Source organism: Mesorhizobium sp. C120A, assembly GCF_030323105.1.
In the GTDB taxonomy this organism is placed as follows: Bacteria; Pseudomonadota; Alphaproteobacteria; order Rhizobiales; family Rhizobiaceae; genus Mesorhizobium.
Window position 1 is genome coordinate 5489067 of the sequence record NZ_CP100476.1, and the last position, 14658, is coordinate 5503724.

Consider the following 14658-nt stretch of genomic DNA (forward strand, 5'->3'; position numbering starts at 1 on the left):
CCTCCCCACAACGGGGAGGGTAAGGGGCGGCGCCATCCTTCGCCATGACACCATATGGATCAGAGGCTGGACATCGTGACCTCTCATCGTCTCTCATCCGGCGGTCTCATCGACCGTTCCACCCCCCTCACCTTCCGCTTCGACGGCACGACATTTTCCGGCTTCCAGGGCGACACGCTGGCGTCGGCGCTGGTCGCCAATGGCGTCAAGCTGGTCGGCCGCTCGTTCAAATACCATCGTCCGCGCGGCATTCTGACTGCGGGCTCGGAAGAACCCAACGCGCTGGTCGAACTGCGCACCGGCGCACGGCGCGAGGCCAACACCAAGGCCACGACGGCCGAACTCTATGAAGGCCTCGAAGCGGCCAGCCAGAACCGCTGGCCGTCGCTGCGCCACGATGTGATGTCGGTGAACCAGCTGTTCGCACCGATCTTCGTCGCCGGCTTCTACTACAAAACCTTCATGTGGCCCGCAAAATTCTGGGAAATGGTCTACGAGCCGGCGATCCGACGCGCCGCGGGTCTGGGTCGCGCGGCGGTCACCCCCGATCCGGATCACTACGACAAGGCCTGGGCGCATTGCGATGTGGTGATCGCCGGCTCCGGTCCGGCCGGTCTCGCCGCCGCACTCGCTGCAGGCCGCAGCGGTGCGCGCGTCATCCTGTGCGAAGAAGATTTTGCGCCCGGCGGCCGTCTGTTGTCGGATGGCGGCACGATCGACGGTCTGCCGGCCGCGGAGTGGCTGTCGCGCACACTGGCCGAGCTCAGCTCGATGCCGGATGTCCGCATCATGACCCGCACGACCCTGTTCGGCGTCTATGACGGCGGTACCTATGGCGCGATCGAGCGGGTCAACGATCATCTGCCGGTGCCGCCCGAGCATCAGGTGCGCCAGCGCCTGTGGCGCATCGTGGCCAAGCGCTGCGTCGTCGCCGCCGGCGCGATTGAGCGTCCCATCGTCTTTGCCGGCAATGACACGCCCGGCGTGATGATGGCGTCCGCCATCCGCACCTACGTCACACGTTATGCGGCGACGCCGGCAAAGCGGATCGCGCTGTTCACCAACAATGAGGATGGCTGGCGCACGGTCGAGACGGCACTCGGCGCCGGGCTGCAGATCGCGGCGGTGGTCGACGCGCGGGCTGACGTCACGCCTGCCCATCGTTCTCTCGCTTCCAGGAACGGCTTCACCGTGCTGCATGGTTCGGTCAGCGGCGTCGACGGCGGCAAGGACGGCGTAAGAAAAATAGCGGTGTCGCTGACCGGCGGCGCGCGCGCCGAGGTCGAGGCCGACGGGCTTGCCGTTTCCGGCGGCTGGAATCCGGCGGTCGGGCTGACCTCATACCATCGCGGCCGGCCGAAATGGCGCGACGACATCTCAGCTTTCGTGCCGGACGGCGCGCCGCCCGGGATGGTCGCCGCAGGTGCGGCTAACGGCGACTTCGGGCTAGGCGCCTGCCTGCGCGCAGGTTTCGAGGCCGGCGCCGCAGCGGCGCGGGACGCGGGACGCAATGGCAATCCGGGCTCTGCAGCTGTTGCCGGCCACGAGTCCTTCTCACTGACCCCGCTCTGGCACGTCGCCGGCAAAGGCAAGGCCTTTGTAGACCAGCAGCATGACGTCACCGCGTCCGACATCGAGCTGGCGCAGCGCGAGGGTTTTGAATCGGTCGAGCATCTGAAGCGCTACACCACGCTCGGCATGGCGACCGACCAGGGCAAGACGTCCAATGTCGCCGGCCTCGCCATCATGGCGGCGGTGTCGGGCAAATCCATTCCCGAGACCGGCACGACCATCTATCGCCCGCCGTACGTGCCGGTCGCCATCGGCGCCTTTGCCGGCCACCATCGCGACGAAAATTTCCATGCGACGCGGCTGACGCCGTCGCATCACTGGGCGGCCGAACAAGGCGCGATCTTTGTCGACACCGGCCTGTGGAAGCGCGCGCAATGGTATCCGCGCGCGGGCGAGAAGGACTGGCTGGAATCGGTCACCCGCGAGGTCAAGGCGGTGCGCTCGGGCGTCGGCTTCTGCGATGTCTCGACGCTGGGCAAGATCGATGTGCACGGCCCCGATGCCGGCGCCTTCCTCGACCGCGTCTACATCAACACCTTCTCAAACCTTGCCGTGGGAAAAGCCCGCTACGGGCTGATGCTGCGCGAGGACGGCCTCGTCTATGACGACGGCACGACCTCGCGGCTGGCCGATGACCATTATTTCCTCACCACGACCACGGCGAAGGCCGGGCTAGTGATGCAGCATCTCGAATTCTGCCGGCAGGTGCTATTCCCCGAACTCGACGTGCAACTGACCTCAGTCTCCGACCAGTGGGCGCAATTCTCGATTGCCGGGCCAAGGACGCGAGACCTGTTGAAGGAAATCGTCGACCCTGCCGAGGACCTTTCGAACGAAGGTTTTCCATTCATGGGCGTGCGCGAAGTCGCTTTGCGCGGCGGCATCAAGGTGCGGCTGTTCCGCATCTCCTTCTCCGGCGAGATGGCGTTCGAGATTTCGGTGCCGGCGCGTTACGGTGAAGCGATGGCACGCAATTTGATGCTGGCGGGAAAACCGTTCGGCGTGACGCCGTATGGCACAGAAGCCCTCGGCGTCATGCGCGTTGAAAAGGGCCATGTCGCCGGACCGGAACTGAGCGGCACGACGACCGCCGCCGATCTCGGCCTCGGCAAGATGATGTCGACCAAGAAGGATTTCATCGGTCGCGTCATGGCCGGCCGCGAGGCGCTGGTGGCGCCGGACCGGCAGGTCGTGGTCGGCATCAAGCCGATCGACAAGGCGCGCCGCCTGCGCTCCGGCGCGCACATCATCCCGAAGGGCCAGACGCCCGGGCCTGATAACGACCAAGGCTACGTCACCTCGGTCTGCTTCTCGCCGACGCTCGACCAGTGGATCGGTCTCGGCCTTGTCGAGCGCGGCCGCGAACGCATCGGCGAGATCGTCCATGCGCATGATCCGCTGCGCGGTGAAGACTATGATGTCGAGCTCTGCAACCCCGTCTTCTACGATCCCGATGGAGGGCGCCAGCGTGGCTGATTTTTCCTGGGATGTTCGTAGCCCGCTCGAGCGCGCGCTCGCTCCTGGCGCTTACGGCGTGCAAGGCGATGCCGGTGTGTCGTTGACCGAGATCCGCAATTTCGACCTCGTCCAGGTGATGGCACGGCGCGGCAAGGCGGGTGATTTGGCCGAGGCCGCGAACGCTCGTTTCGGCGTCGCGGCTCCGGAAACGCCGAAGGCGGTTGGCACCGCGGATGCGACGCTGATCTGGTCGGGACCGGATCAGTTTTTTGTCCTGTCGAAGGGTGGCAGGACTGAGGTGCTCGCTCAGACCTTTGCATCTTCCGCCTCACTATCCGACCAATCGCATGCCCGCGTGCTGATCAGCGTCTGCGGCCCCAAGGCGCGCGCCATGCTGGCGAAACTGTTGTCGATTGATTTGCATCCCGATGCGTTTCCGGTTGGCGCTGCTGCCGCGACTTCGATGGATCACACCAGCGTCACGCTCTGGCGTGGTGGTGACCAGGCGGATGGGCAGGCGGTGTTCAACCTCCTGGTGTTTGCGACGTTTGCCGAAAGTCTGTGGCACACGATGTTGGATTCGGCTGCGGAGTATGGTGTGGCTATCGGGCATTCCGAGGAGCTTTAGCTCGATAGTTTCAGATGTTGGCGCCGCCCCTCATTGCCCTGCCGGGCATTTCTCCCCGTATAGTGACGGGGAGAAAGAAGCTGGTCGCAGCCTCGGCGCTCGTCCTGCAACGCTGGCGATTGGCGAAACCGGCGACGACAGCATCCTTCGCCCCGTTTACGAGGAGAAGATGGCGGCAGCCAGATGAGGGGCGGCGCTGGCGTTCGGAAGATGGGTTTGATTGGAAGGGTCTAACCTGCAGCGACCGCGTCGAGAACGCCACCTCCACCTTGCCAAACCCAACCGCGCTGCTATTCTTGCTGCTAAAATAATTTTACACACAGGCAAACATGTTTCTCTAACCGCAAGGCTGAGATGAGCCAGTCGCCCTACCCTTCAGTGACAGCTGGGCCGCCGCGGCCGAGCCTCGTCGTGAGGCCCGGACAGATCGCGCTGCCGCCGGGCATGGAGCGGTATACGATCCAGGGCAATGGCGCGGTGCTGATCGAGGTCGAGGCCGGCGATACGTTCACCGTGCGCAATGTCGAGGGCGGGCAGGCTTGCGAGTTGCTGGCCTGGGACAGGACCGGCGCCACCGATCCTTCCATCCTCGGCGAAAAGTCCAACAGCAATGCCGCCGGGATCAAGGCGCTTCTGGCCGAGGGCGATGACAGCCTGGCTTCCGTCCGTCGTGGCCTTGAGCGCCGCCAGGTGCAGCTCGACGAGCCCAAGGCGGTGCGTGTGTTCGGCGGCGCAACGCCTGCCGGCACCGAGCAGGCATTCACGGTCAGGCGCGACGGCGCGATGCTGATTGCCGCACCCGGCGGGCCGATGCTCGTCGACAGCCATGATACGGCAACGCCGCTCACCGTCATGGTGCGCCGCGCCACCGTGCGCCTGAAGACAAAGTCGCAGCTGGCCGATCCGCTTGCCGATCCGGTGCTCGATCTGCGCGTCCATTCGGCGACAGCCGAATCCTATTTCGTCAAGGCGGGCGACTACCTGCAGATCATCGATGTCGACGGCCGCCAGTGCACCGATTTCCAGTGCTTCTCGGCGCGCAAGCTGGACAAGGGGCTGGACCATCCGCTCGACGTAACGACCACGCGCACGCTGATGGGGTCGAGCTACCCGATGCCGGGCCTGCATTCGAAATATTACGACCAGGACATGGAGCCGCTGGTCGAGGTTATCCAGGACACATGCGGGCGACACGACGCATTCGCGCTGGCGTGTGCCGCCAAATATTACGATGACATCGGCTATCCCGGCCACACCAACTGCTCGGAGAACTTCAATCGCGCGCTGGCCGACAAGGGCGTGACGCCCCGCGCCGGCTGGATGGCGATCAACTTCTTCTTCAACACGGAGATCGACGCCCATGGCGTGATGGTGTCGGACGAGCCGTGGTCGCGGGCGGGTGACTATGTCCTGCTCAGGGCGCTCACCGACATTGTCTGCGTCTCCTCCGCCTGTCCCGACGACACGACACCGGCCAATGGCTGGAACCCGACCGACATCCATGTGCGAACCTATTCCGGCCAACACAAATTCTCGCGAGCGATCGCCAGACGCATGACGCCCGATTCGGAACCGAAAATGACCCGCGAGACCGCCTTCCATTCCAGCTTCGCCAAGCACACCCGCAACTTCGTGGAATACCGGGGTTATTGGCTGGCCAATTCTTTCGCCAAAGAGGGGCCGATCGCCGAGTACTGGGCCTGCCGGCAGGACGCGGTGATCATGGACCTGTCGCCGCTGCGCAAGTTCGAGGTCACCGGTCCCGATTCCGAAGCGCTGCTGCAATACACGCTGACCCGCGACGTCAAGAAGCTCGGCGTCGGCCAGGTCGTCTATTCCGCCATGTGCTACGAGCATGGCGGAATGATCGACGACGGGACGCTGCTGCGGCTCGGCAAGGACAATTTCCGCTGGGTCGGCGGCGATGACCTGTCCGGCGAATGGCTGCGCGACACCGCCAGAAAACTCGGCCTCAACGTGCTGGTGCGCTCGTCCACCGACCAGATGCACAATGTCGCTGTCCAAGGGCCGAAGAGCCGTGACATTTTGCGAGAGGTGGTCTGGACCTCGCCGCTGCAACCGTCGATCGACGAACTCGAATGGTTCCGCTTCGCTGTCGCGCGCATCGGCGGCGGCAATGGCATTCCGGTCGTGGTGTCGCGCACCGGTTATACCGGCGAGCTCGGCTACGAGATCTGGTGCCATCCGCGCGACGCCGAAAAAGTGTTCGATGCCATCTGGGAGGCCGGCCAGCCGCATGGGTTGAAGCCGATGGGCCTGCAGGCACTCGACATGGTGCGCATCGAAGCCGGGCTGATCTTCGCCGGTTACGAATTCTCCGACCAGACCGACCCGTTCGAGGCGGGCATTGGTTTCACCGTGCCGTTGAAGACCAAGACCGACGATTTCATAGGCCGCGAGGCGCTGATAAGGCGCAAGGAACATCCGCAGCACAAGCTCGTCGGCCTCGACATCGACAGCAATGTCGCGGTCGGCCATGGCGACTGTGTCCATATCGGCCGCGCCCAGACCGGCGTCGTCACCTCGGGCATGCGCTCGCCGGTGCTGAACAAGAACATCGCTCTGGCGAGGCTTGACGTCACCCATGCGGCCACTGGCACAGAGGTCGAGATCGGCAAACTCGACGGGCAGGCCAAGCGGCTGCCGGCGCGCGTCGTGGCCTTCGCCCACTACGATCCGCAAAAGACCAGGCCGCGATCCTGAGGGTTGCACCCCCGGCCCTTCGCAGGCTCAGGGCGTTCGAAGCTCGAAAGCAATTGGCTTTCCGTCCGCTACCGCGGACCGCTTCTCACCCCACAAGGGGAGAAGGACAAAGCGAGCGTTTCGCAACCGTGATGTGCACGACGCCACAAATCACTTGACGTGAAAGCGCGCCGGATCAATCTTCACTGTTAAGAAAAAAATACGACTGAGTGGAAACACTGGAGTCGTGCGGTCATGTACCGGGGAACAAGCTTCGCGAAGCCGAGGCATCACCGGCCGGGAACACAAAATGGGGAATTCAGACAGATGAGCACGATTACCACTGCCTTGGAGCAGCCCGCTGAAGGCAAGCTGCTCCGCAACATCGACTGGCGCGGCGCCTTCTGGGTGGCGAGCGGCGTTCCTGCCCTTGTCCTGTTTTCGATCGGCGGCATTGCCGGAACGACGGGAACGCTGGCCTTCGGGATCTGGATCGCTTCCATGATCATGGGCTTCCTGCAATCCTTCACCTATGCCGAGATCGCCGGCCTGTTCCCGAACAAGTCGGGCGGCGCCTCGATCTACGGCGCCACCGCCTGGCTGCGTTATTCCAAGTTCATCGCGCCGCTGTCGGTGTGGTGCAACTGGTTCGCCTGGTCGCCGGTGCTGTCGCTGGGCTGCTCGATCGCCGCCGCCTATATTCTCAACGCGCTGGCGCCGGTGCCGCTGTTCACCGAGGCGTCGCCGGACGTCGTCGCCTATATCGCGGCGCATGCCGGAACGGTGCCTGCCGACGCCATCGCCGCGGTGACCGCAGCGGCCACGCCGGCGATCCGCAACTGGACGATGTTCAGCCACACGCTAGGTCCTGTCTCCTTCACCCTCAATGCCACTTTCTTCATCGGCGCCGTGCTGATGCTGATCATCTTCTCGATCCAGCATCGCGGCATTCTCGGCACCGCCAATGTGCAGAAGTATATCGGCCTCCTGGTCATCATCCCGATGCTGATCGTCGGTGTCGTGCCGATCGTCACCGGCCAGATCAACTGGGCGAACTTTTCGCCGCTGGTGCCGCTGGCGGCGGCTTACGCGCCGGAGCCCGGCTCGTGGAACATTGCCGGCTGGACGCTGGTGCTGGGCGGCATGTTCATCGCCGCATGGTCGACCTATGGTTTTGAGACCGCCGTCTGCTACACATCGGAGTTCAAGAACCCGGGCACCGACACGTTCAAGGCGATTTTCTATTCCGGCCTGCTCTGCATGCTTCTGTTCATCCTGGTGCCCTTCACCTTCCAGGGCGTGCTGGGCCTCAACGGCATGCTGGCGACGCCGATCGTCGACGGCTCGGGTGTCGCCGATGCACTGGCCGGCATGGTCGGGGGTGGCGCATTGATCCACAGCCTCTTGGTGATGCTGATGATCCTGGCGCTGGTGCTGTGCATCATGACGGCAATGGCCGGCTCGTCGCGCACGCTCTACCAGGGCTCGGTCGATGGCTGGCTGCCGCGCTATCTCAGCCACGTCAACGAGCATGGCGCGCCGACGCGCGCCATGTGGACCGATCTCGTCTTCAACCTGATCGTGCTGGCCATCGCCTCGGCCGACGCGACGAGCTTCTTCTTCATCCTCGCCGTGTCGAACTGCGGCTACATCATCTTCAACTTCCTCAACCTCAATGCCGGCTGGATCCACCGCATCGACAACGGCCACATCAACCGGCCTTGGAAGGCGCCGAGCTGGCTGCTCGGCCTCGGCGCCATCTTCGCCTATGTAAACGCCATCTTCATGGGCGCCGGCGCCAAGGTGTGGAACCCGATGGCGCTCTGGGCCGGCCTGATCACAGCCGCCTTGATCATCCCGGTGTTCTGCTACCGGCACTACGTCCAAGACAAGGGCAAGTTCCCCGACCACATGCTGGCCGACCTCGGCATGGCGGGCGCAGACCTCTCGGTCAAAAAGGCAGGCATGCTGCCCTACCTGACGCTGGTCGCCGGCCTGGTGGTGATGCTGCTCGCCAACTGGTACTTCGTCATCTGAAAGTGATGGCTTGAAAAGAATGGGCGCGCTTCGGCGCGCCCGTTTCTTTTTGTGGCAGACGTCAGCCGGCCTTGCGGATGACCGCTTCGGAGCCTTCGAAGAACCGGTTCGGCGGACGCTTCAGGCCGAGATTCTCGCGCAAGGTGGTGCCCTCATACTCACGCCGGAAGAGCTTTCGCCGCTGCAGCTCGGGCACCACCTTCTCGGCGAAGTCGTCGAGCCCGGCTGGCAGATAGGGGAACATGACGTTGAAGCCGTCTGACCCTTCGGCAAACAGCCATTCCTCCATCGAATCGGCGATGGTTTTCGGCGTGCCGACGAAAGCAAGGCCGGAATAGCCGCCGAGCCGCTGCGCCAACTGGCGGACGGTCAAATTCTCCCGGCGCGCCAGCTCGATGACGCGCTCGCGGCCGCTCTTCGAGGCATTGGTCTCGGGGATTTCGGGCAAGGGCGCGTCGGGGTCGAAGGCCGACGCGTCATGGCCGAGCGCGATCGACAGCGAGGCAATGCCGCTCTCGTAATAGACCAGGCTGTCGAGCTTGGCGCGTTTGGCCTGTGCTTCCTCGACGCTGTCGCCGACGATGACGAAGGCGCCGGGCAGGATCTTGATGTCGTCGCGCGAACGGCCGAGCTTCTCGGCCCGGCTTTTGACATCGGCAAAGAAGCGCTGCCCGGACGCCAGATCGGAATGGGCGGCGAAGATCACCTCCGCCGTTTCGGCTGCCAGCTGCCGCCCGGCCTCAGATGCGCCGGCCTGGACGATGACCGGCCAGCCCTGCACCGGCCGCGCAATGTTGAGCGGGCCGCGCACCGAGAGATGCTCACCCTTATGGTCGAGCACATGCAGCTTCGCGGGATCGAAATAGAGCCCGCTCTCGGCGTCGCGGATGAAGGCGTCGTCGGCAAAGCTGTCCCAGAGGCCGGTCACCACATCGTAGAATTCCCGCGCATTGTGATAGCGCTCGTCGTGCTCGACATGCTCGTCGAGGCCGAAGTTCAGCGCGGCGTCGGGATTGGATGTGGTGACGATGTTCCAGCCGGCGCGGCCGCCGCTGATATGGTCGAGCGAGGCGAAGCGACGGGCAATGTGATAGGGCGCGTCGAAGGTCGTCGATGCGGTGGCGACAAGGCCGATATGATCAGTGACGGCGGCGAGCGCCGACAGCAGCGTGAACGGCTCGAACGAGGTCACCGTGTGGCTGCGCCGTAGCGCCTCGATCGGCATGTTGAGAACGGCCAGATGGTCGGCCATGAAGAAGGCGTCGAACTTCGCCGCCTCAAGCGTCTGCGCAAAGCGCTTCAGATGGGCGAAGTTGAAGTTGGCATCGGGATATGAGCCGGGATAGCGCCAGGCCCCGGTGTGAAGACTGACCGGACGCATGAAGGCGCCGAGCCGCAATTGCTTATTGTCTACCATGGGATGATCACCTGATGCGAACGAGGGTTGCCGCTCCGATATGTAAGCAGGATCGGACGGCTTTGCCGTCCTGGGAAGGAATTCTGTTTTGCAAAACCGGCGCCGCGAAGCATTTTCATACAGGTGGCCGTTCAACCTATTTTGATGAACCCGCCTGGTGTTGAGATACTTGCCTGGGTGCTCGGTGCCACCGGCAAGGAGAAAGCCAGAACGCCGCACGTCAAGCGTACGGCGTTCCAGCATTTTCCAAGGAAGATCCTGTGCCCCAGCAGCGCCTACTCGGCGGCCAGCGCCAGTGGCGGCCTGTCATTGTCCTGCACGGCCTCATCAGCCGGCTTCCTGCCTTTCTTCGGCTCGCGGCCGAAGAACAGCGCGTAGCCTGCCGGCAGCACCAGGATGGTGAGTACGGTGGCGACGAGGATGCCGCCCATCATGGCGTAGGCGAGCGGTCCCCAGAACACCGCACGCGAGATCGGGATCAGCGCCAGCACCGCCGTCATCGCCGTCAGCACGATCGGCCGGAAACGGCGCACGGCCGAGCCGATGATGGCCTCCGATCGGTCCATCCCCCTGGCGATGTCCTGATCGATCTGGTCGACCAGGATGATCGAGTTGCGCATGATGATTCCGAGCAGCGCGATGACACCGAGGATGGCGACGAAGCCGAACGGCGCGCCGCTGATCAACAGAGCCGCCGCCGCACCGATGATGCCGAGCGGACCGGTGGCCAGCACGAGCATCGCCTTGCCGAAATGCTGCAGCTGGATCATCAGGAGCACGACGATGACGGCCAGCATGATCGGCGCCTTGGCGGCAATCGAGGCCTGGCTTTCGGCGGAATCTTCCGCACCGCCCTGGATCTCGATCTTGTAGCCGGGCGCCAGGCCGGCGCGCATGCCCTGCATGTCATTGTAGAGCTTGGTGACGACGTCGTTCGACTGCACGCCATCCGGCAGCGTGGCGCGCACCGAGATGGTCGGCAGGCGGTCGCGCCGCCATTCGACGCCCTGCTCGAGCACCGGCACCACCTTGGCCACCTGCGACAGCGGCACGAAGCCGCCGAAATCGGTCGGGATATAGACCGAGTCGACCGAGGACAGCAGGCTGCGGCTGGCGTCCGGTTCGCGGGCGACGATGGAAACCGTCTCCTCGCCATCACGGAAGTCATCGAGCGGCGCGCCGGACATCGCTGCCTGCAGCATCTGGCGGATGCGTTGCGAGGTGACGCCAAGCGCTCGCGCGCGGTCCTGGTCGATGACCAGCTTCATCGCCGGTACCGGCTCCAGCCAGTCGTCATGGACGGCGCCGAGCAGCGGATTTTCGGCGAATTTCGCCTTCACCTGGTCGGCGATGCGGCGCACCTCCTGGCGGTCCGGACCCATGATGCGCATCTGCACCGGCCAGCCGGTTGGCGGGCCGAGGAACAGACGGTCGACCTTGGAACGGATCGAGGGGAAATCCTGCGCCAAGATTGAGCGCAGCTTGAGGATCAGCCGCTCGCGCGCCGGTTCGTCATTGGCCATCACCAGAAGCTGCGCATAGTTCGGATTGCGCAATTGCTGGTCGAGCGGCAGGAAGAAGCGCGGCGCGCCTTCGCCGATATAGGTGGCGATGAAGCGCTTGTCCTTGTCGTCCATCATCCGGGCTTCCAGCGCCTTGGCCTGCGTCTCGACTTCCTTGATCGAGGTTCCCTCAGGCAACCAGAGATCGACGAGGATTTCCGGCCGCGAGGATTGCGGGAAGAAGTTTTGTGGGATGAACTGGAACGCCCACAGGCTGGTGGCGAAGGTGACCAGCGTCATCACCAGAACGATGATGCGGTGGCGCACCGCCCAGCCGACCGTGGCGCGCAGCCGCCGGTAGAAGCCGGTGTCGAAGGCGTCATGATGGTTGCCGGCATGCTTGCGCTGCTTGAGGATCATGTAGCCCAGCCACGGCGTGAAATAGACGGCGACGAACCACGACACGACCAGCGCGATGCCGACCACATAGAACAGCGTGCGCACATATTCGCCTGCGGTCGAGGCGGCGAAGCCGACCGGGATGAAGCCGGCTATGGTGATCAGCGTGCCGCTCAGCATCGGGAAGGCGGTCGAGGAATAGGCGAAGCTCGCCGCCTCGATCTTGACCAGCCCCTCCTCCAGCTTGCGCTCCATCATCTCGACGACGATCATGGCGTCGTCGACCAACAGCCCGAGCGCGATGATCAGGGCGCCGAGCGAAATGCGCTGCAGATCGATACCGAGCTCGTACATGATGGCGAAGGTGGCGGCCAGCACCAGCGGAATGGCAATGGCGATGACCAGGCCGGAACGCCAGCCGATCGACAGCAGCGAGACAGCAAGCACGATCAGCAGCGCCTCACCGAGCGCCTCCATGAACTCGTTGACGGCGTCCTTGACAACCTCGGGCTGGTTGGAGATCTGGTCAACCGCAACGCCGTAGGGCAGCGCTTCCTCGAAGCGCTTGTAGGTCGCCTCGACATCCGTGCCGACGTCCCTGACGTTGAAACCCTTGGCCATGACGACGCCGACCTGGACGCTTTCGTGGCCGTTGAAGCGGTACTTGCGCTGATAGGGATCTTCGAGACCGGAACTCACGGTGGCAATATCGCCAAGACGTGTCACCTGACCACCGGCGCGCAGGCGCAATTCCCTGATGTCGGCAGCCCTGGTGACATCGCCCTCGACCGAGATGCGCACCGAGCGCAGGCCGGTGTCGACGGAGCCCGCCGGATCGACATTGTTCTGGCCCTTGATGGCGTTCTGCAGGTCGGTCAGCGTCAGGCCGCGTTCGGCCAGGGCCTTGGACGAGACGTCGATATAAAGCTTCTCCGGCTGGTCGCCGATGATGACGGCCTTCTCGACGCCCGGCGTCGTCAGCAGCATGTCGCGAGCCTGGGTGGCGAATTTCTTCAGCTCCGGATAGCTGTAGCCGTCGCCGCCGATCGAGTGCAGGGTGATGAAGGTGTCGCCGAACTCATCGTTGAAATAGGGCCCGAGCAGGCCTTGCGGCAGGTCGCCGGAGATGTCGCCGACCTTCTTGCGCACCTGGTAGAAGGCGTCCTTCACCTCCTCTGCATTGGTGTCGCCCTTGATCTGGACGGTGATGATGGCGCTGCCGGCGCGGGTGTAGGAACGGACGAAGTCGAGGTGCGGCGTTTCCTGCAGCTTGCGCTCGATCTTGTTGACGACCTGGTCTTCCATCTCCTGGTTCGAGGAGCCCGGCCAGATCGCCTGGACGACCATGACGCGGAAGGTGAAATCGGGGTCTTCCTTCTGGCCCATGCGCATCAGGCCGAGCGCGCCGGCAATGATGATCAGACCGAACAGGAAGCGCGCGATCGAGGGATGGCCGATGGCCCAGCGCGAAAGATTGAAAGGCTGCTTTTCATTGCTGTCGGTGGTGGTCATCGGCGTCAGTCCAATTCGTTGATCGTGAGCGCACACCCTCGGCATGCGGCTTCAGGTATTCCGATGCTGGCTTCCGGGCGGCGAGGCTTTCCGAGCGGAGAGACACTCATCGCGGTGGGACGCGCGGATCGATGCGGGGGAACTCGATCTTGGCGTCTCGACCATCGGGCGCTCGCCGCCCGGAAACCCTGAATTCGCTTGCCCAGCCCTTTCGCCGGAGCGACGATCAAGCCGGCTTCATGCCTGCGGTCAGCGCAGGGCCTTTGCGGCATCGCCTTCCGCAGAGGCGGCCTGGACCGCATCGCCGGTCAGCTTGACCTTGAGATTCTCGGTCATGAACTGGGTGCCGGCGGCAACGACGACATCCCCCGGCTTGAGCCCGTCGGCGACGCTGACGCCGTCGGCGGTGAACTCCGCAACCTTGACCAGGCGCTCGTGCACCGTCTCGCCGGCGCGGTCGACGGTCCAGACAATCTTGCGACCATCCTTTTCCGCAAGCGCGCTGAGCGGGATCGACACCATCTCCTGCTTCTTGGCCACCGAGGCCTCGATGTTGGCGGTCATGCCGAGCAGCACGCGCGGGTCGTCGGGCAGCGAGACGCGGACGGCAAAGGTGCGCGACTGCTGGTCGGCGCTGCCGGCGACTTCACGCACTTTGCCGGAGAGCGCCAGCGCGTCATCGGACCAGAAGCTGGCCTTGACGTCCTTTCCCGGCTTGAAGGCGGCGATGTCCATTTCGGGAACCGCGATCAGCACTTCCTTTTCGCCGTCGACGGCAACGGTCATCACAGGCGTTCCGGCGCCGACCACCTGGCCGACATCGGCCGAGACCGCCGTGACGATGCCGTTCTCGCTCGCCTTGAGATCGGTGTAGACGACCTGGTTCTGCGCCTGGGCAAGGGTTGAGCGGGCGGCATCGCGCGTCGCTACCGCCTGGTTGTAGCTCAGCGTCGCCTGTTCGAGCTGCGACTTGGAGGTGAAGTTCTTGGCAAAAAGCTGTTCGGCGCGCTTGCGGGACAGATCGACCGTCTCGACCTGCCGCTCGGCGGCGTCGAGGCTGGCCTTGGCGCTCTTGACCGACAACTCATAGTCCGTGGGATCGATACGGGCTAGCACATCGCCTGTCGTCACATGCTGGCCGATGTCGACCAGACGCTCAGTGACCTTGCCCGAGATGCGAAAGCCGAGGTTCATTTCGGTACGGGCTCGCACCGAGCCGGAATAGGTGAGTTCGCGACTCTTTTCGGCCTGGCCGATCTCGACCACCTTGACCGGACGGATGATGTCCTGGACCTCGGTCTTCTCCTGGCTGCAGGCGGCGAGCCCGAGCGTGGCGACGATCAGGCCGGCGACCGGCAGCTTGCGGATGATGGAACTGGACAAAGACACTTTCGTACTCCCGACTGGAGATGAACGGTCGACGCCGGCGC

The 14658-nt window shown here is 64.1% G+C and carries 7 protein-coding genes; 4 read left to right on the top strand and 3 right to left on the bottom strand.

The window, feature by feature from the left end:
* Positions 1–54: 54 nt before the first annotated feature.
* The 4 genes from NL532_RS27005 to NL532_RS27020 all read left to right on the top strand — a co-directional run bounded on the left by NL532_RS27005 (position 55) and on the right by NL532_RS27020 (position 8398).
* The gene (locus NL532_RS27005; RefSeq protein WP_031202560.1) at positions 55–3048 is read left to right on the top strand and encodes a sarcosine oxidase subunit alpha; all 2994 of its coding nucleotides are present in this window, start codon (positions 55–57) and stop codon (positions 3046–3048) included.
* Positions 3041–3658: a sarcosine oxidase subunit gamma gene (locus NL532_RS27010; RefSeq protein WP_023754049.1), complete on the top strand. Its 618-nt coding sequence runs from the start codon at positions 3041–3043 to the stop codon at positions 3656–3658. Before NL532_RS27005 ends, NL532_RS27010 begins: the two co-directional genes overlap by 8 nt.
* Positions 3659–4012: 354 nt before the next feature.
* On the top strand, positions 4013–6382 hold the full coding sequence (locus NL532_RS27015) for a trimethylamine N-oxide demethylase (protein WP_023828009.1): 2370 nt from the start codon (positions 4013–4015) through the stop codon (positions 6380–6382).
* A gap of 306 nt (positions 6383–6688) precedes the next feature.
* On the top strand, positions 6689–8398 hold the full coding sequence (locus tag NL532_RS27020) for a trimethylamine N-oxide permease (protein ID WP_023828008.1): 1710 nt from the start codon (positions 6689–6691) through the stop codon (positions 8396–8398).
* Positions 8399–8459: 61 nt separating this feature from the next.
* Here NL532_RS27020 and NL532_RS27025 read toward each other — a convergent pair whose 3' ends face one another.
* From NL532_RS27025 to NL532_RS27035, 3 genes are all read right to left on the bottom strand, one after another.
* Complete coding sequence (locus tag NL532_RS27025; RefSeq protein ID WP_023828007.1) at positions 8460–9815, bottom strand: LLM class flavin-dependent oxidoreductase; 1356 nt, start codon at positions 9813–9815, stop codon at positions 8460–8462.
* A gap of 275 nt (positions 9816–10090) precedes the next feature.
* Positions 10091–13228, bottom strand: a complete 3138-nt coding sequence (locus NL532_RS27030; protein WP_023828006.1) for an efflux RND transporter permease subunit — start codon at positions 13226–13228, stop codon at positions 10091–10093.
* A gap of 249 nt (positions 13229–13477) precedes the next feature.
* On the bottom strand, positions 13478–14617 hold the full coding sequence (locus NL532_RS27035; protein WP_023692166.1) for an efflux RND transporter periplasmic adaptor subunit: 1140 nt from the start codon (positions 14615–14617) through the stop codon (positions 13478–13480).
* Between the last annotated feature and the right edge of the window lie 41 nt (positions 14618–14658).